Origin of the sequence: Pseudoalteromonas sp. SG44-8, assembly GCF_014164125.1 — a bacterium.
Lineage (GTDB): Bacteria > Pseudomonadota > Gammaproteobacteria > Enterobacterales > Alteromonadaceae > Pseudoalteromonas > Pseudoalteromonas rhizosphaerae.
In genome coordinates this window covers 224,028-246,180 of the sequence record NZ_JACJEQ010000002.1, presented here as the reverse complement: position 1 = coordinate 246,180, position 22,153 = coordinate 224,028, and the positions used below count along the sequence as shown (strand labels likewise).

Genomic DNA, 22,153 nt, shown 5'->3' with positions numbered 1-22,153 from the left:
ATGGATAATGTAGCAATTAAAACTTTACTGGCCGAATTGGACGCACAAGGTATCTTCGTTTATTTGCAAGATGGGCGGTTAAAGTTACGAAGTAAGTTAACGACAGTCCCAGCACCAGAACTGGCAAAGATCAAAGCATGTAAGGATGAGCTGATTGCCTATATGCAACGTCATCATCTGCAACAAGGGGATTTATCAAGTGCGCAACAACGTATTTGGTTTATTGATCAATATGAACAGCAGTCAACTGCATACAATATGTGTGGTCTGTTGCAGCTGTCAGATTCATTGACAATAAATGAACTACAGCGGGCATTTGACACATTGTTGGCTCGCCATCAAATATTAACAACGCAATTTTTTAACACTGATCAAGGTGTTGTGCAGCGAGTTAATAGCCAGTTGCGCTTAGCATTGAATGCACTTGAGATAGCACGGCATGAAACACCCACACAAATAGTTGAAAAATTACACGATGAATTAAGGTACCGCTTTGATCTGGAAAATGATTTACTGATACGTGCAACGTTAATTGGCCACTCAGGTGAGGGTAAATGGTTATACATTGCGATGCATCATATTATTGCCGATGGTTGGTCTGTACGGCTTTTGGTGCAAGAATTATTGGCGATACTGACAAATAATAATAATACCGTTAATAATGCGGCTGCATGTAAACCTTTACAGTATTTAGATTATGTACATTGGCAAGGTCAGTTTAAACAATCACCTATATATCAACAGCAGCTAAGTTATTGGCAACAAGCGCTAACAGGGATGGAGTTATTTGAGCTGCCAACGAGTTATCCTCGTGATAAACAAAAAACCTATCAAGGCAAGAGCCAGCACAGTGTTATCGAGACACGGCTGGTTACCAAATTTGACAGTTGCTGTCAGCAATTAAGTGCTACTCGGTTTGTCGGGTTGTTAAGTGTGTTTTATGTACTATTACAGCGCTATAGCCAAAAACAGGATATTACGGTGGCGGTGCCTGTATTGAATCGTGAACAGCCCGAATTTGAGAATGTTATAGGGTGTTTTATCAATACCTTACCTATGCGACAAATGGTGTCACCGCAGAGCTCTTTTGCACAATTAATAGCGCAAACTAAAGTGTTAGTGGCGCAAGGGCTAGCAAATCAAAGTGTGGCAGTTGAAGATATTATCGAAACACTTGGCTTAGCTAAATCGTCAGCACATTCAGCATTGTTTCAAATACTGTTTAATTATAATGGTGTAGATACCGGTACTGTGGAAACCGCAACATTGTCGGCTAAATTATTGCCATTAGATAACGGTACTGCAAAATTTGATTTAACCTTGAATGTAAGTGAATCAGAGCAGGGCTTAGATATTAGTTTTGATTATTGCAGTGCGCTATTTGATGACCATGTTATTCAGCAAATGAGCAATGATTTTAATGAATTAGTTATATCTCTTGGCAATAACGCAGCACAAACTATTGCAACCGTTGAGTTACCCTCTGCGTGTTATGCCAGCCAGTTGTTAGGGCGTAAAAAAGATCATGAAAAAGTCAGCAGTGATGTGATTGCATTACCTGTACAGGTGATAAAGCAGGCTGAGCTTAGTGCTGAAAAAACAGCTTGTATTGAAGCTGACCAACATGGAAAAACCGCACGAAGTTTGAGTTATCAACAATTAGTGCAACAAAGCGCAGCACTCGCCAGCCATATTTTAGCTTTGCAAACTCATCATCAACAAACAACTGCAGCACCCATTGCATTATTGGTATCTCGCTCAATCGATGCCTTATTAACGATGTTTGCACTATTGCAAACAGGCCGTGCTTACTTACCGATTGAGCAAGGCACTCCAGTGGCGCGTATTGCGGAAATTTTACAGCAGGCAGGCTGTGAATATTTAGTAACATTTGATGATACAGCGCTCGAAAAGCAAGCAGTTACGGTATTAAATGAGCAACACATTACATTATGGCCTTTTGCGCAGCTGTCAAAAGCGGCGGTTAATTTAACTGGCTTACCCAATTTAAACCTTAATGACAGCGCGTACGTGATATTTACCTCCGGTTCAACAGGCGCGCCAAAAGGGGTTGAAATTAATCATGCTGCATTAGCGCACTATGTTCAAAGTATTACTAAGCGACTTGAATTGAATAATGATACCAAGTCAGCTGTGGTTACAGGGCTTGCGACCGATCTTTGTTTAACTGGGATATATCCGGTATGGGCGAGTGGCGGCACTGTGGTATTAATTTCACCACATGTAAAAAGTGATCCTGTTGCGATTGTCGATACGTTCAGTGAGCAAGCAATTAACTTTTTAAAGATCACTCCCAGCTTTGCTGCTGAACTATTAGCCACTATTGCTGCGAGTCAAGCACCTCGCGCACCTCTTCAACAGTGGGTGTTAGGGGGGGAATCATTAACAGCGCAATTAGTAGCGCAAATTCGGGCGCTCTATCCAAGCGCTAAATTAATCAATCATTATGGGCCGACAGAAACCTGCATTGGGGTGGCTACCTATGAAATTGAGGATCATCAAACTGCTGAGCAGATGAGTTATCCTATTGGTAGCGCACTTGCGCATGTTGAACTTGCCATACTAGATGCACACCACGAGCCCGTTGCCATGGGCATGCCTGGACAGCTTTATATTGGTGGTGAGAGTTTAGCAACAGGCTATATTCGTGCAACGGAGCAGACTGCGAAAAGTTTTGTTGTGATTAACACGACCAAGGGACAACAACGCTATTATTGCTCTGGTGATAATGTACGTTTGCGCAAAGACGGTGCGCTGGAATATTTAGGGCGTTTAGATAAGCAACCTAAGATCAGAGGCTTTAGAGTTGACTTACTTGATATCGAGGCAAAGTTAACGGCTTTATCAGTGGTTAAAAATAGTGCTGTGATTTGTCGCGAAATTGCTTCTGCAGATACTTTAGTTGCGTACTATGTGGCATCTAATGAAGGCCAGCAATTAACTGCTGAGGCCTTACAACAACGGATCAAAACGGACTTAAAGTGTGTATTACCAGAGCCTATGATCCCCAGTTTCTTTGTGCTGAAAGAGCAATTACCTTATCTTGAAAATGGCAAAGTTGATCGTAAATTCTTACAACAACAAATGGTACGCAGCAGCGATACTTTTGTAGCGCCAAAAACGCTAATGCAGCAGCAAGTAGCGGCGTTATTTGCACAGTTAACAGGCTTTGCTAGGGTTGGTCTAGAAGATGACTTTTTTGCAATCGGTGGGCATTCCTTAGTAGCAATTAGATTACTTAACCAAATTCGTCAGCAGTTTGGCGTTTCATTGTCACTTAAAGACATCTTCAATCATGCAACCGTTGAGGAGTTAGCCCAGTATTTAACCTGTAGTGAACAAGCTAGCTCAAAGGTGCAATTAACACATATTGATTTAGCTGGGGAACACCCGTTGTCATTTTCTCAGCGGCGTATTTGGTTTGTTGATCAGCTGCAGGGACACAGCCGTCAATATAATTTACAGGGCGTGTTTACGCTGCGCGGTGATGTTGATGTGGTGGCATTGCAGCAGGCATTTAAAGATATCATTAAGCGCCATACGATCCTAAGTTATAACTATAAAAGTACAGCTGATGCGCAGCCATGCCAATATTTTAACGGCCATTTAGCTTTTTCATTGCAACAGATAGACCTTTGCACACAAGCAGACCAACAGCAGCTGTTACAGAAGATGATAGTGGAAGATTATAATCAGTCATTTGATTTAACCTCACAGCTGATGTTACGGGCAAGCTTGATTAAAATAGCCGATCACCATTATCAGTTACTTGTTACTGTTCATCATATTGTTGCCGATGGCTGGTCTATTGGCTTGATATGCCGTGAACTCGCTAGCAATTATAATCAGCATATTGGTATGACAAACGCCACTGATTTGCAAACTCTAGAGCATAATTATATTGATTTTGTACATTGGCAGCATAGTATGCAAGCTGATCCTCAGTGGCAAATAAGTATTGACTACTGGCGTCAACAGTTAGCGCAATTACCTACAGTGCATGAGTTACCTACACAGTACGAGCGAGGTAACGATGTGCTCAGCGGCGGCGGTTTATATAAAACCGTGTTGTCGCCTGCATTAACTGAACAATTAAGATTGTTTATTGCAAACCAAGGTGACACTTTGTTTGTAACCTTACAAACTGTATTTACTTTGTGGTTTAGTCGAGTTTCTGGGCAATCAGATTGTGTGCTAGGTACGCCAGTTGCAGGGCGAGTTGCCGCAGAGCTTGAACCTATTATTGGCAACTTTGTTAACACGCTGGTGTTACGTAATACGGTGTCAGCGGATACATGCTTTAACCAAGCGTTAGCTGATGTAAAAGCAACGTTGAGTGAAGCACTGCTTCATCAACAGATCCCATTTGATCTCTTAGTGGATGAATTAGCCACTGAACGCAGTTTAGCAATTCCGCCGTTAGTACAAGTCATCTTTAGAGTAAACAATACGATAAATGAAAATTTACAGCTAGCAGGGCTATCAATTAAAGCCTCACAGAGCAAGGTGCGTAGCGCTAAACTTGACTTAGAAGTCTCAGTTATAGATACCGGTGACGTGCTAGAAATTGAGTGGTTATACGATACCGCACTATGGCATCAAGCGAATATAGAGACATTCTTTGCTCAATTTAGTTATGTGTTGCAGCAATGCTTGGCTGATCAAAGCGTCAAGCTCGCAGAGTTAATGCTGTGGAGCCCGAGCCAGCACGCAGCGGCATTATCTCATAGTGACTCAATTGATATACAAAATACCCAACCATCGCCTTTACATGTGTGTTTTTCTCATTTTGCAAAGCAGCACCCGCAACACCCCGCAGTAAGATGTAATGGCCAAACCTATAGTTACCTCGCGCTTGAACAACGTGCTAATCAGCTTGCGCATTGTTTACTCGAAATGGATTTTGCTGCGCAAAGTCGAATTGCCATTGTGCTGCCATCAGGTGCCGCTATGGTGGTGGCGATACTCGCTATTTTAAAGGCACGTCATGTATACGTACCGATACACCAAGATACACCAATAAAAACGTTAAGTTATATTGTTGAAGATGCTGAGTTGATGATGATTTTAGCATTGAGTGAGAATGCCGACACGCTGATCAACAGTGGCGCAGATTTTTTGCTCGTTGATGATCTTCTTGATGACGATTCTAACTTCGACGGCTACCCGGTGGAGCAGCCAGATGAACAACTCAGCCTCAATGTCAAAGATGATGATTTGAGTTACATTATTTATACTTCTGGTTCGACCGGACGGCCGAAAGGGGTGATGATAAACCATGCCAATTTAGCGGCTTATTTACAGCATGCGGTTGCGCATTATATGCCCGATAATTCAGCCCTTTGTAGCAGCGTATTGAGTACGCCTTTGGCGTTTGATGCAACGGTCACGGCGTTATATCCAGCCTTAATGCAAGGTGGCGTGGTGGAAATTATTGCGCAAGGGGGGGAACAGTTAACCCAGCTGACGGAACTACTCTTTACAGCAACAGACGCTAAACTGTTTAAGCTCACGCCAGCTCATTTACGTGCCATTTTGGCATTATCGCAGCACTATTGTGTAAGCAATGTTACCCATACATTGGTGATCGGTGGTGAAGCACTCACAACTGAATTGTTGTTGGCGATCCGTGCGAAGTTACCACTGTGTCGTTGGATTAACGAATATGGACCAACAGAAACTACAGTCGGTTCAAGTACTTTTGTAATTGATCACAGTACCAGTGATGAGGTTTTACTGCGTCATAATGATGTCCCAATTGGTTTAGCTAACGATAATGTAACGCTGTTAGTGGTTGACCAATTTGATCAGCCAGCAGCAGTGAATATGCGTGGTGAATTACTCATAGCAGGACCTGTTGTCAGCCCAGGTTACATTAATCAGACTGAGCTTAATAATACCAGCTTTATTACTTTGCAGCTGCCTAGCCAACAGGGTGGAAAAGTGACCAAGCGTTTTTATAGAACAGGCGACATAGCGTTATGGCAAGCTGATGAAACAGGTGCTGCTTGTTATTTAAGATACTGTGGACGTAAGGATCAACAGATCAAGCTGCGCGGTTTTCGAGTTGATTTAGCCGCGATTGAGCAGCTGATCCTAGAACTCCCTGAAGTGGCTGATTGTGCGGTGACGGTTGATAGCAAGCAGCAAACGTTAGCGGCACATATTGTTTTCTATCAACATGAAAAGCCATTAGCCGTTAACACCATTAAATCGCATTTATCGCATTACTTAGCGCCGTATATGATCCCCGCACACTGTTATGCTATTACTGTGATGCCACTTACGAAAAACGGCAAGATTGATAAAACCACATTGATAGCTGACGCACTTAGTTGTTTACAGCCAACTAGCACAACACACAGCAAGCACGCGCAAACACCATTACAGCAATATTTGTTACAGCTGTTTAGTGAGATTTTACTCACTACACATATTGGTTTAGACGATAACTTTTTTGATTTAGGGGGGCACTCGTTATTAGCGATCCGCTTGATTGGTAAGATTCGTGAAGGTAAGCAGCTCGACATAACATTACCGCAATTATTTAAAACCCCAACGATTGCAACGTTAGCGCAAGCATTACAAAACTGTGAAAAAATTCAGCCACACCAAGAGATTGTGAAAATATCTCGCCAGCAAGCGCTACCTCTTTCCTATGCACAGCAACGATTATGGCTTATTGATCAAGTACATAATGAAAGTGTGCAATATCATATGCCAGCTAGCTTTGTGTTTACGGGGAAGTTGGAGCTGACTGCGTTGTCGGGCGCGTTATATGCACTTATTGAACGCCATGAAGTGCTGCGTACCGTTATTATTACACGCGACCAAGGCTCAGCGCCTGAGCAATGTATTAATGAACACTTTGAGATCCCACTTGAGCTGCACGATTTAAGTATGCTTAATCGTGAACAGCAAGATCACCAATGGCAATTACTGTCGTCACATGCAAGTAGTAAAGCGTTTGATTTGGCAAGCGACGTTTTACTGCGTGTGGTGGTTGCTAAAATTAGCAATGAGCAAAGTTTTGTACATTTTAATATGCACCATATTGCAAGCGATGGCTGGTCAATGGCAATTTTAGTTCGCGAGTTTATTGCTTTTTACCGAGCTGCAAGTGCTGAACCGCGATTTTTTTTACCTGCATTATTACAGCAACCATTAGCTATCCAATATGCCGATTTCGCTTATTGGCAGCGTTTAGTATGCAGTGAAAGTGCCTTGCATGGGTCACTTTCTTATTGGCGTACTCAGTTAACAGGTGCCCCTTTTGTTCATCAATTACCAATAGAGCAGCCTCGAGCAATCCAACAGCAGTTGCAAGGGCAATGTTTTAACCAGCATTTGTCCGCTGCAACGACTAAAGCTATCCACCAACAATGTGCCACACACGGTGTTACTTTATATATGTGGTTACACACAGCCTTTTCCTTGTTAATGATGCGATTGAGTGAAGCGACGGATATTTTAGTTGGCTCTCCAGTTGCTGGTCGTGAACAGCCACAAATAGCTAACCTAATTGGTTTTTTTGTTAATACCTTAGTGATCCGCACCCGCAGTGAAGGACAGCAAAACTTCACGCAGTTATTAATGCAGCAAAAACAGGTGATTTTAGATGCTTTTAAACATCAACAAGTGCCATTTGAACAATTAGTTGAAGTACTGCAGCCTGAGCGAAACTTAGCACATCATCCTTTATTTCAAATTTTATTTGCACTGCAAAACAATGAAACGAGTGATTTTTCACTGCCAGGTTTACATATTGAAATGCAGCCACACGCAGCACCAAAAATGAAATTTGATTTAGAGGTCAATGCAATTGAGCAAGGCGATGGCATTGAGCTGCAGTGGAATTTTAGTGAGACATTATTTAATGCCAGTAGTATTACTGAATATGCAGCAGCATTCGAGGTATTGATTGATGCGATACTAAGTGACCCTCTTATGAAGTTGCAGCTATTACCTGTAGTGTCAGCAACCAAAAAAAATGTGCTGCTTAATTTATCTTCGCCACCCTATGCAAGGCACACTCAGTCACTTAACCTTGTCACGCAAATCGCACGTCAAGCTGAACAATATCCAACACGTAATGCGGTCGTTGGCCCTGATGGTGAAGTGTTGAGTTATATTGAATTACAGACTCAGTCACAGCTGTTAGCCAATTATTTACAAGAACAAGGGATAACCGCCGGAAGTAAAGTTGCTTTATGTGTTAGCGCAACAGCACAAATGCTGGTCGCCATGTTAGCGATTTTAAAAACCGGCAGTGCCTATGTGCCGATTGATCCAAAATTACCAGTATCCAGAGTGCAATTTATTATCGATGACAGTAAAGCACAGTGTTTGATCACACAGTCAGCGTTTGCTAAACAGCATCTAACGGATGAGCCCGGGAGTATTATTGCGCCATTATGTGTATTGCTTGATGAGCCAAACAGTTGGCAGTATGGCTCACTCAATGGTTCGAAAAGTGCACTGCCTGCGTCATATTCGGCGGATGATCTTGCATATATTATTTATACATCAGGAACCACAGGCACCCCAAAAGGGGTGATGATCAGCCATGGTAATTTAGCTTGTTACTTAGCACATGCGCAGTGTGAGTATCTATCAGCTGCGTTAACAACCAGTGTGGTGAGTACGCCATTGGCATTTGATGCTACGGTCACTTCGTTGTGGGCACCATTACTAATGGGTATCAATATTACACTACTTGCTGATGATGAGCAGATGCTTGAGCAGCTTGCAAAGCAGATATTCAGCTCTCAAGCCTGCTTATTTAAAGTTACTCCTGCACATTTACAAGGCTTACTTGCGTTTGCTCCAGCTGCTGCAGTAGCAACTGCACATGTGGTTGTCATTGGTGGTGAAGCATTACCCACTCAGTTGCTCAAATCGTTAACTCAGTATTTGCCTAATTGCCAGTGGGTGAATGAGTACGGCCCAACTGAAGCGACGGTAGGTTGCAGTGTTTATCATTGCGAGCTTAAGCAAATTAGCGAGCTTGAACGGCTTAAAATGGCCCAGGTGCCAATTGGTCGGGCGATTGCAGATAGTCAGTTGGTGATATTAGATGAACATCAGCAATTAACCGCAATGGGTGCCATTGGCGAGCTTTATATTGCTGGTGACAATGTTGCTCAAGGGTATTTAAATCAAGCGAGTTTAACGGCGCAAAGTTTTGTGTGGTTACCTTTTGGGCATCAGCAAACTGTGCAGCGATTTTATCGTACTGGGGATAAAGTGCGTTGGTTGCTTGATAAACATGGCCAACCAGAACACCTGCTATTTTGTGCACGAGTCGATGAACAAATTAAGTTGCGCGGTTATCGCATTGAGCCGGGCGAAATTACAGCACAGTTAGTCCAGCATAAAGAGATTAGTGAGGCATGTGTAATATTAAATAAAGACACTGAAAACCTTGAGGCTTACTTAGTGCTTACGCCAAATAACTCATTGATTAAAGCGTTTGGGAAAGAGCAGCAAATAACACTCTTAGGCGCACAGCAACAGGCTATGCTTAGCAGCTACCTTACGAACTATTTACCTGCTTATATGATGCCAACAAAATGGCATGCGATAAGTGCTATTCCCCTGACATCTAACGCAAAAGTTGACAGTAAACAACTGCTTCAATGGGGACAATCAGTCGCAGTAGCAACTGAAAATGTGCCGCCGCGTAATGACTTTGAGGCAGCCTTGGTCGATATCTTTGCAGAGCAGTTACAAGTTGACTCTGTTGGCATCACCGATAACTTTTTTGCGCTCGGGGGGCATTCATTATTGGCAACACAATGTATGGCGTTGCTCAAGGCGCGGTTACAGGCTGATATTCCAGTGAGAGTTCTGTTTGAAAGGCCGACAATTGCGGCTATTGCTAGCTGGTACGCCATTCATCAAGCCGCTAATAACGCCATGAGTGAAAATGATAACTCAGAAGAGATGTTTTTGTGATGGAAAATCAACTGCTAGAAATTGAAGAGTTAATCGCAGATGCTTTACGAGCAGGTGTTACTTTGTATGAAAAACAAGGTGCTTTAGCATTTAAACAAAGTAACGGTTTTCCAAGTGAACTTAAAGCTCGGATCATTGAGCATAAAGCGGCGATTATCCGCTATTTTCAGCAACAACAGTCAGTGGTTACGTTGCAAAGTAATATGGACGCAATTGCCATCGCTGAGCGAGATAGATGTTTGCCTTTGAGCTTTGCTCAACAAGGCTTATGGTTTATTGAGCAGTTACAAGGCAGCCAACAATATTATATGCCTGCTGAGTTTACTCTAAAAGGCCATATAGATGTGCCGTTGTTACGCGCGGCAATCAAACACATTGTTGGTCGCCATGAAATATTACGCAGTCAGTTTATAACTGATCCGCAAGGTATACCGTATGTGCAAGTAACAGACACCTTTGTGACGCCTTTTCAGTGGCTGGATGCGTCAACATTCCCAGTTACACAGCAACAAAGCCAAATAAAAGCGGCGCTGATACAACATCAAGCTCAGCCATTTGATTTGAGTCGAGATGTATTAATACGAGTGCTATTGGTATCCGATAATGAGCAACATTATTTAGCATTTAATATGCATCATATTGTTAGTGATGGCGCGTCAATGCAAATATTTGCTCAAGAATTACAAACCATTTATACGCAACTACTGCAAGGTAATGTCGAATTAGACTCGTTACCAATTCAATATGCTGATTACGCTGCGTGGCAACGAAATACCTTAACAGCAGAGTACTTTACAGCAGCAATTAATTATTGGCGTACAACACTTGGCGATCTTGAACCGTTGCAATCACTACCAACGGATAAAGTTAGATCGAGCGTTCAAAAGCAGTCTGGTTTAGTTTATCGGCAACGGTTAAGTCGCTCGTTAGTTGAAAAAATACAACAACATGCGGCGAGTCAATCAGTCACACCATTTATGTGGTTGTTAAGTAGTTTTATGTTATTTATTGGCCGTATTAAACAAACGGAACAGGTACTGATCGGCACGCCAACTCAGGGCCGTGAGCATCCACAGCTAAACGATTTAATCGGTTTGTTTGTTAATACCTTAGTGATGCATGCCGTATTGCCGGATGAATTAACTTTTAATGCATGGTTGCAGCAACAAAAAGAACGTATTTTACAGTCGTTTGAATATCGCAATATGCCATTTGATAAACTGGTTGAAGGGCTCAATTGTCAACGCGATTTAAGTCATCATCCTTTAGTACAAATTTTCTTCACTTTAACTGTTGATGAGCAACCAACCTTTCAGTTACCGGGTGTTGAAATAGCGGAGGCTCGCAGTGAAGCACGAGAGCACCACAGCGCAGTAAAATGTGATTTGGAGCTTAATGCAGTTATCGACAACCAAGGTTTAACAGTTACTTGGAAGTTTGATGAAGCACTTTATGAGCTTGCGACAATTACTCACTGGGCAGATAGTTTTGCCGTATTATTAGCAAACATTGTTGCTGCACCGGATACCCAAATATCAAAATTGGCATTGCTTGATGAACAGCAGCTACAGGCATTAACTGACGCTGCCACATCGCAGCAAGCGGATAGTACAAGTTGGGATCAAAGCGCCAGTATAGTGAGTGTATTTGAACAACAAGCAATCAGGTTTGCTGACCAGTTGGCGCTAGTCGATGAGCACGAAGCACTCACTTATAAACAGCTTAATGAACGGGCAAATCTCCTCGCCAGAGTATTATTAAGTCAGGGTGTTGAAGCGCAAGATATGCTGCCAGTGAGCGTAACCCGCAATGTTAATTTAGTGGTGACGTTATTAGCGGTGCTAAAAGCTGGCGCTGCTTATGTGCCTATTGATCCCAATTATCCTCGCGATCGGATCAGTTATATTGTAGACGATGTCCAGAGTAACTTAGTGTTGTGTGATAACAGTAGTCTCGGGTTGTTTTCGCAGCATAACTTAACGTGCATAAATATTGATGATTGCACGATCTACACAGCCATTAATCAGATTAGTGATACACAAAACCTCGAGTTAGCTATTTGTCCATCCCACTTAGCGTATATGATTTACACCTCTGGCACTACTGGACGGCCTAAAGGCGTGCAAATTGAACACCGCCAAGTGATCCGATTATTGTGTGTACAGCCGAGTTTATTTGATTTTAATGAGCATGATGTATGGACTCTGTTTCATTCATTTTGTTTTGATTTTTCGGTGTGGGAAATGTACGGCGCGTTACTTTTTGGTGGCCGCTTAGTTATTGTGGATGCAGATACCGCAAAAGACAGTGATGCATTTGCAAATTTATTACTAGATCAACACGTCAGCGTTCTAAATCAAACCCCCAGTGCTTTTTATGCGCTACAAACAGCAATGTTAACCAAGCCTTCGCAGCGTATACAGCAGAGCAAAATTAGATACGTCATTTTTGGTGGCGAAGCATTACAGCCCGTTAAGTTGGCCCCTTGGGCAAAACGCTTTAGCGACTGCCAACTGATCAATATGTATGGCATTACTGAAACAACGGTTCATGTGACTTTCAAGCGTTTACATGACGCAGATCTGGGATCTGGTGCAAACAATATTGGTCGGCCAATACCAACGACCAGTTGCTACGTTTTGGATAAGTTTCGTCAGTTACTACCTGTTGGCGCAGTTGGTGAGTTATATGTAGGTGGGGATGGGGTTTGCAGGGGGTATTGGCGCCGTGATGAGCTCAACGTTGAGCGCTTTGTGGCAGATACATTTTCTTCAGCTAACGCAGCTAAAAAACTATATAAAACGGGTGATTTAGTACGTCAGTTAGTAACTGGCGAATTGAGTTATATGGGCCGTATTGACGACCAAGTTAAAGTACGCGGTTACCGTATTGAACTGGGTGAAATAGAAAACCAGTTACGTGGCCACCCTAAGCTGAGTAGCGCAACAGTGTTACTGAATACTCAACAGCCGACTAATCCACGGATCACAGCATTTGTTATCGTCAAAAGTGATGCCGTATTTGCTGCACTCACAAGCGAAGTACAACAGTTTTTACGCACCACATTACCCGAATTTATGCTGCCAACGAATGTTATTGCTGTGCTGCAGATGCCATTAACGGTGAACGGTAAAATTGATAAAAAAGCACTCTTAGCGCTGGATCAATTACAGCTTAAAGCAACTGCAGATGAGCCTCCAGGATCGGATGACGAACAAGCAATCGCTGCGGCATTTGAGGCGATATTAAAGGTTTCAAACGTGGGTAGGCAAGGGCACTTTTTTGAATTGGGTGGGCATTCATTATTAGCTAGCCAATTAGTCAGTCACTTAGCGCAACACGCTCAGTTGTCGATTACTTTAGCTGATCTGTTTTACGCGCCTCAGGTCCACACACTCGCGTTAGCGGCTGCGCGCAATAAAGCTGCCAATTACACTGTAGCATCAGCAGTTATCCCGAAAGTGCAATCAGTAACGCAATTACCGGTATCTTTTGCTCAACAACGATTATGGACCATAGATCAATTGCAGCCGGGAAACGTGCAATATCATATGCCAGCTAATTTTGAACTGCATGGTTTGCTTGATGTTGATACATTTCAACGCGTGTGTGACGCTATCGTGCAGCGTCATGAAGTGTTGCGTACGTTTATCACAGTCGGTAAAGCAAACTTACCTCAGCAAGTGGTCCAAGACACATTTCCATCGGTGTTAAAGATCATAGATGCCAGTGAACTTAACGATGAGCAACAGCAACGACTGTGGTTAAAAACGCTGCGCGATGACAGCCAAACAGCCTTTGATTTAAGGTGCCAGTTACCGCTGCGTATTATTTTAGTTAAGCTGCATGCAAAGCATTGGAAGTTACGGGTAAATATGCATCATATTGCCTCTGATGCACATTCTTTAGCAATATTAGCGAGTGAATTTGAAGCGTTTTATCAAAGCTTTACGAGTCAAACTCGGTTGCCTGAACAGCTTGCGCAACCTTTATCAATTCAATACGGGGATTATGCTCATTGGCAGCGTAGTCAGTTACACCAGCAGCAGTTAGATAAACACCAAGCATTTTGGTTACAACAGTTACAAGATGCCCCACCGATACATCAAATACCGCTGGATAAAATACGTCCTAAACAGCTTACGTCCGCTGGTGCGAGCTATCAAATACAGCTAGATAAAACCACGGTTTCGGCGATCCACAGGCAATGCCAGCAGTTTGATGTGAGCTTATTTATGTGGCTGCATAGTGCTTATGCCGCATTTGTAGCTAGTTATAGTCAGTGTGATGATGTTGTGATTGGTGCGCCATTTTCAGGGCGTTCACAAACGCAACTAACTCCCTTAATTGGATTCTTTATTAATACACTGCCGATCCGTTGTCAATTGCGCGAAGATATGTGTTTTGAAGGGCTACTCGCACAGCAAAAACAATTAATTGTTGCCGTTGGTCAGCATCAAGCCATGCCATTTGAAAAAATTGTTGATGCTTTGCAGTTACCGCGTGGCATGAGTCAACAGAGTGTTTTTCAGCTTACATTTTCGTTAAACCCAAGGTTAAATACACAGTTTAAATTACCTAATATACAGGTTACAGCGATTGATGAGCAGCCACCGCAAGTAAAATTTGATATTGAGCTGGCATGCAGTGAAGATGACGATGAGTTACGCTTTAGCTGGGCTTATAACACGGCGTTATTTACCCCACAAACAATTCAAACCATGGCTACGGCATTATGCACTTTAATTAGGTCATTCACAGCCGATCCGCAGGTTGCTATACAGTCAGCTACAATGTTGACAGATAAACAGCTGCATAACTGCGTGCTCAAAGGTGAGCAACGGCTAAATAAGCCAGTTGCAACCGTCATAGATGCATTTACTGCTGTAGCCGAACAGCATGCTAAAACTGACACTGGCATTATTGAGGCAGCCTCAGGGCAATTTGCGAGTTATCAGCAAATTCATCAGCGTAGTGAATTATTGGCAAAATACTTGATACAGCAAGGCTTACAAGCTGAACAGCCTGTTGTTGTAAGCATGCAAAGCGGCATTGACTTAATAGTTTCATTGCTAGCGATTATGAGAGCGGGTGGCTGTTATGTTCCTGTTGATCCGAATTATCCAGCATCTAGAATTGCTTATATTATTAATGATTGTGGTGCGCAGTGGCTTATCACTCACACTGCATTTGCAGCGCTGTTAGAAGATAATTGTGGTGCGAACAGCCAGCTTATTTACCTTGATAATGAGCAATTTAAGCACACTTTAAACCTTGCATGTAATACACTAAGTCAAGTGCAATTACCCAAAATAGAGGCGGCGCAATTAGCGTATGTCATTTATACCTCAGGCACAACGGGTAACCCTAAAGGGGTAATGATCCCCCACCAAGGGCTGAGCAATTTATGCCGTTGGCATCAACGCGCATTTGCTGTTGATAAATCAAGTATTGCCAGTCAAACAGCAAATATCGCGTTTGACGCTGCAAGCTGGGAGATCTGGCCTTATTTAAGCGCCGGAGCAAAGCTGGTAATTGTGCCGCGAGAAAGTTTAGATAACCCGCAAAAATTAGCGCAACTACTTGATGAACATCATGTGAGTCATTGCTTTTTAGCCACTCCAATCGCTGAAATAATGTTGGCAGATCACGCTTTTACGCCTGTTACTTTGCGTTATTTACTGGTTGGCGGCGACAAGTTAAAAACATGCCCCTCAGCTGCAAAACCGTATTGTATTATTAATAATTATGGCCCTACAGAGACCTCAGTTGTTGCCACCTCGGCAGAGGTTGGTAAAACAACGGAAGAGCTGGGCATGGCTCCAGATATAGGCTATGCGATTGATAATGTAGAGTTATTAATTGTTGATCAGCAGGGGCAGCCGGTTGTGCCTGGCATGATTGGTGAATTATATATAGCTGGTGCAGGATTAGCGCGAGGCTATTTGAACCGTGCAGAGCTTACAGCACAGCGTTTTATTTACTTAACGACAGTTGCAGAGCAACAACTGCGAGCCTATAAAACTGGTGATTTAGTTAGGCAATTAAATAACGGTCGTATTGCCTACATTGGCCGCAATGATGCACAAGTTAAATTACGCGGTTACCGTATTGAACTGTCTGAAATTGAGTATCACTTACGTGCTATTGCTGGCGTAACGGATTGTGTTGTTAGCGTGAGTGAATTGGCTGAAGGCCATAAGCAGCTGTTGGCTTTTATTGTCACGCCACAGATAAGTGATTCGCTCCAAGCGCAATTTAAGCGCCAAAGTATAGCAAGTCTTAAAGTTATGTTACCGGATCACATGATACCGAGTGAGCTTATTCACGTAGATGAAATTCCCCTGACGGCACATGGCAAAATAGATCATCTGCAATTACATAAACACCTACGCACACCAAGCGAACAAATTGTTACACAGCAATTAAATCAAGGACCTGCAGCACAACAAGCAAGCGGATTAAGCAGCTTACTACTCACTTTGTATCGACAAGTATTAAATCAGCCGATGCTGCAAGTTGATGATGATTTTTTTGCGGCGGGAGGGGACTCAATTCTCAGTATTCAAATTGCCAGTCGGGCAAGAGCGCAAAATATTAGTTTGTCAGTAGCTGATATTTTTAACTTTAGTACCGTTGCAGTGCTAGCTGAGCAATTGGTACACAAACAGCCACAACGGAAACAGGTTGAGCCACAGCAAAGCTTTTCAGGCGCATTGCCATTACTTCCCATTCAACATTGGTTTTTTGAACAACAATTTGTAGCAGCTGATCATTGGAACCAGTCACTCTTACTCAGTGTTGATAAAACAGTGACTGTGCAACATATTAAAGAGTTAACATGCGCTTTATTAGCGCACCATGATAGTTTGCGGTTAGTCGTTGATGATAAAGGCCTGCAAAAGCAATTTTTTATAAAACAGCATCTTAGTGCAGATCACGTTTGCCATTTTATTGATCTAGCTGAGCACAATGATGATTGGTCTCAAGCATTAGAGAAAGTGTGTGAAGTGCAACAAGGAGCTTTTCGCTTTGATGGCACTGCATTGTTGCAAATCTGCCATATAAAAACCCCAGCTCAGCAAAGTGATAACCGCTTGCTGATCATCGCCCATCACTTATTAATTGATGGTGTATCTTGGCGCATTTTGCTTGAAGATATTAACCAAGCGTTGTCAGCTGCAAAATTACAGCAGAATATTTGTTTTGCTTCTCGTACTGCTAATTTATATGACATTAGTCAATTTTTAATTGCGCAAGGTAAAGATGAATATGATTTAAAACACTGGCAAGCATTGGTTGCTGTGGCGACTAAGCCCAGCTTTTTTCGTTTTGTAAGGCAGCAAGAGCCAATCAAAAAACAACTGCAACAACATACATTAACACTCCCATGTGCAGCTACGCAGCAGCTCTTGACGACAGCAAATAGACCTTATAATACCAGTATCCAAACGCTACTGTTGGCCGCGTTACAATGGTCTGCAGTTAGGCATTATGACTTGGACGATCATCTTATTGTCCTTGAAGGACATGGCCGAGAGTTACTTAATAATCAACTTGATAGTACTCGAACGCTTGGCTGGCTTACTGCTATGTATCCATTTCGATTATTTAGCAATACGCAAAATATTGCCGATTTGATCTGTGATATGAAAGAGCAATTAGCCAATTTATCGACTAAAGCTAGTCGATATGGAGCCTTACGTTATTATCATCCAGATGAGAAGACCCGCCAATCGTTGACTATTACGACGGAGAATCATCTATTTTTTAATTATTTAGGCCAGCTAGATAGTGCGCTGCAACATAATGGTTTATTAGATGATGCGCCAGAATCCGCGGGCAGTTTGCATAGCCAACATAATCACGCCTACTATGGTCTGCAATTAACAGCAGCAATAGTCAATGAGCAATTGTCGATGCATGTGGAGTATGATGGTGCCCGTATAGCTGAAGCCGATGTCGCTTCATTTATGACGCATTATCAAGCAAGTATTATGACGGTGCTTGAACATTGCATACAAGACGACATTAAGCGCCATACGGTAAGTGATTTTCCACTCTTGCCAACGATGGCAAATCATCAGTTACAGCATTTATTAGCCCCTTTTAAGCAATCAGCCATTGTTGATATTTACCCGCTAAGTGCACTGCAAGAAGGTATGTGGTTTCACAGTCAACGAACTGGTGAAGTATCACAACATAGTGCTTATTATGAACAAACGACACTGTTACTTGAGGGGGCATTTGACATCGAAGCTTTCGAGTATGCATGGCACCAGCTACTTGATACACATAGCATATTACGTACTGCGTTCGTAGCAAGCCCAGTGGGACCAGTGCAAATCGTGGTTGATAAATACCATGTACCATTGCAGGTTGACTTGGTAACTGAAGCAATTATGCAGCAGCAACAACAATCAATACTTGATGAGCAAGCCTATATTACTGCTATTGCAGATCAGGAATATCAACAAGGTATTGATCTAGCTGCGGCACCTTGTATGCGATTACGTTTGCTTGCTCTGAGTGATACAAAAATGGCATTTATTTGGACATATCATCATTTGATCATGGATGGCTGGTCATTACCTGTTTTGTTTTCAGAGTTATTACAGCATTATCAGGCTCGCCTTGCAGGGCATGGTTTATCTCTAAAAAAAGATAACTATAGCGACTATATTAAGTATCTACAGCAACAAGATAAAACAACCGAGCAACAATTTTGGCAAGGTTATCTAGCCAATATAGATCAGGCAACATTATTGGTTGAGCATATTGCGCAGCGCAAGCAAGGCGATGATATCAACACGGTGTCTGAGCAAACCTTAGTGCTTGAGCCTGAATTGTGTTCACAATTAGTTGAGTTTGCTCGTCAACAGGGTTTAACAGTTAATCATTTACTGCAAGGTGCCTGGGGTTACTGGCTGAGTGTTTGTTGCAATTCAGATTACGCCTTATTTGGGCAAACAGTATCTGGGCGACCTAGCCAACTTACTAACGTTGAGCAACGGGTTGGTTTATACATTAATACCCAAGCTGTGTTGTTAACCACATCGGGTGAGCAGTCGGTGTTAGCGTATTTAAAGTCAGTTAAGCAAAGCTTATTAGCTGTATCTGATTATGCACATACTCCATTAACCCAAGTACATAACTACAGTAATATTGCTAATGGCAGTCCATTGTTTGATGCTTTGTATGTATTTGAAAATTTCCCGACAGATCCATTGGCTGAAATTGCAAATATGCCATTTAAGGTGTTAGCGAATGACAGTAAAGATCTCACTCATTATCCAATGACTTTAGTTGTTGGCCAAGCTGAGCAACTCTCATTGACCTTGAGTTATCAAAGCGCACTATTTAATGATCCGCTTGCCAGTCATTGCTTGGCTATGTTGCAGCAGTTATTACAAGCGTTTGTAATGGCACCTGAGCAACCATTGTCTAGCTTAGCAATTGATTTAGTAGATCATCGATTTACAACAGGTATAGATAAGGTAGCTGAGTTTAGTTTATCAGCTAATCAAGTGGCAGATGTAAGCTGGGATATAGCAACAACATTACAACAACGATTTACACAAATTGTAGCAAGTTATGGTGAGTCAACAGCGTTGAAATATTATAATGATGACAATAACCTACCAGTTAAAACAATGAGTTATAATGAGTTGGATGCAGCCGCTAACAGACTGGCTAATTACTTACTCACACATACGCTAGGCTCTGACAGAGCTTTGACCATAGGGATCTGTTTGAGCCCAGGTTGTGATTTGATTGTCGCTATTTTAGCGAGTTTAAAGATCGGTGCGGCTTATGTACCGATTGCACCTAGTTTACCATTAAAAAGGCGGCAGTTTATGGCCGCTGATGCAGAGCTTGCAGTATTGCTAACGTGCGAACAAGACTGGCAGGGCGCATTACCGTCAACACTTAACATCGATCTTCATACTTGTGCTGCGGCACTTGCTTTACAACCTAATTACAGCCCAACAGTAACTTACACACCGCATGATTTATGCTATGTGATCTATACCTCAGGTACAACAGGGGTGCCAAAAGGCGTTATGGTTGAGCAACACAGTGTTATTAACTATGTGCAGTGCTTACAAAAAAATTATGCGATCACTTCGCAAGATAATTACTTACAGTTTGCAAGTTGCAGCTTTGATGTATTTGCAGAGGAGGTTTTTTGTACTTTGCTAAGCGGTGCAACTTTAGTGATGGCCGATCAACAAAAATTACTCGATACCCAGTATTTAGCTAAACTATCGCAATATAGTCAATTGACCTTAATGAGTTTACCTACAGCCTATTGGCATCAATTAGCTGCAGCACCAGTAACACTTGCCGATCAGTTACGCATTATCACAATTGGTGGAGAGCAAATGCAAGCCGCAATGTTGCAGCAATGGCAAGCTTATTACAGTGATAATATTATTTTGATCAATGCTTATGGACCAACAGAAGCAACTATTTCTGCAACATTAATTGAGGTAACTGATTATACAGGTTCTGAAGTACCGATTGGCCAACCAGTGGCAGGGCTACAATTACACATTCTAGATAAATATTTAAGAGCGGTTCCCTATTATGTTAGTGGGCAGCTGTACCTCAGTGGAAAAGGGTTAGCAAGGGGTTACCTTAACGATGTAGAGAAAACGGCTGCTGCATTTATTATTGAACCAAAAAGCGGCGTTAGGTTATATAAAACGGGTGATAAAGTGCGTTGTACAAATACCCAAGAAGTAATGTTCTTAGGGCGTTTAGATGAACAAGTTAAAATTCGCGGCTATCGTGTTGAGTTACCCGAAATAGAACGTCATTTACTTGCGTTGCCACAAATAAACGCATGTGCTGTAGTGGTTCGTAAAGATAAAAGTGGCAATGAGCAGCTAGTTGCATTTGTTGATGTGGGTGAGCTAGAGCGAGCCAGTGAGCAACTAATTCGTGCTTTAGTTGGTGTGTTGCCCGAGTATATGGTGCCACAAAATGTTCAATTTGTTGACAGCTTACCCTGTACAAATAATGGCAAAATTGATCGAAAACAGCTTAGTAAAACAGCGCAACAATTGAGTAGTCACAATGACTTTTCATATAGTGCGCCGATCACGCCATTGCATAAATTATTGGTTGAACAATTTAGTCAGTTGTTAAACATAGAGCAAGTGGGGATCAACGATGATTTCTTTATGCTGGGTGGTCATTCATTACTGGCAATGCGCTTGGTATCACAATTGAGCTATCAGATGCAGTTAACGGTATCTATTGATATGTTATTTCGCCACCGTACTGTAAACGCTTTAGCTGAGGCAATTGAGCAATTACAAAAAAGCCACGCTGCTGATTTTCAGCCTACAACTTTAGTCTGTTTACAGGCCGGTGAACAAGGGTTTCAGCCGGTGATTTTAGTCGCCGGTGCGGGAGGGTTACTGATGATCTATCAAGCATTGGTTAATCAACTAGATCAACGTATTCCTGTTTATGGTTTGCAGCCAGATCTGATCGCTTTAGAGCCAGATATTATTAATTCATTGTCACTGACCGCACACCATTACTGCAACGCATTAATTGAGCAGGGGATAGACGCTAATATTCACTTGGTTGGTCATTCATTTGGAAGCTTTGTTATTCATCAAATGGCGCAGCAATTAGTACTGCGCAATAAAGCTCCAGCCTCACTGCTAGTAATTGATACGCCTATGCCTAATTCAGCTGTGCTAGAACTGCAAGACAGGCAAATAGCAGCGTTACTAATAGCGAACCTGAGTGAATTTTTTCAATTGAACTTAACTGACGATGAGCAGCAGTTATATTGCACGCTTGCTGATGAACAACAAACAAAGTGGTTAAGTAAGCATTTAGCTGCTGCGGGCTACCAGTTCAGTGCTCGTCAATTGCTAACACTGCAATGCGTATATAAAGCGCAGTTACAAGCAAAGGTAGAAATAAATAGAGAGTTACTTGAGGTGCCGCTTATGGTTATAAAAGCACACGATACCAAAGAGTTTGCAGGCCAATTGCTTGCTGATGATATGGGCTGGCGAGTAGTTAACCCTGAACTTTCGGCAATAGAGATCACAGGTAATCATCTGTCAATCTTACAGCATCAGTTTGTTGCTGCAATCGTTGAACAAATTGCAAGTAAATATACACTTTATTAACAAGTGGGTGAAAA

General features: G+C 42.3%; 2 protein-coding genes. Both read left to right on the top strand.

Features of this window, described 5'->3' with window-relative positions; all coding sequences use genetic code 11:
• On the top strand, window positions 1-9,978 hold the full coding sequence (locus H5163_RS03285) for a non-ribosomal peptide synthetase (RefSeq protein WP_182734318.1): 9,978 nt from the start codon (window positions 1-3) through the stop codon (window positions 9,976-9,978).
• Window positions 9,978-22,139, top strand: coding sequence for a non-ribosomal peptide synthetase (locus tag H5163_RS03280; protein WP_182734316.1), 12,162 nt, complete (start codon window positions 9,978-9,980; stop codon window positions 22,137-22,139). Before H5163_RS03285 ends, H5163_RS03280 begins: the two co-directional genes overlap by 1 nt.
• The last annotated feature ends 14 nt before the right edge of the window (window positions 22,140-22,153 follow it).

What these genes read in the sequence shown, in the direction of transcription:
- H5163_RS03280 (WP_182734316.1), top strand. Translation starts at nt 9,978, where the DNA reads ATGGAAAATCAACTGCTAGAAATTGAAGAGTTAATCGCAGATGCTTTA.
- H5163_RS03285 (WP_182734318.1), top strand. Translation starts at nt 1, where the DNA reads ATGGATAATGTAGCAATTAAAACTTTACTGGCCGAATTGGACGCACAA.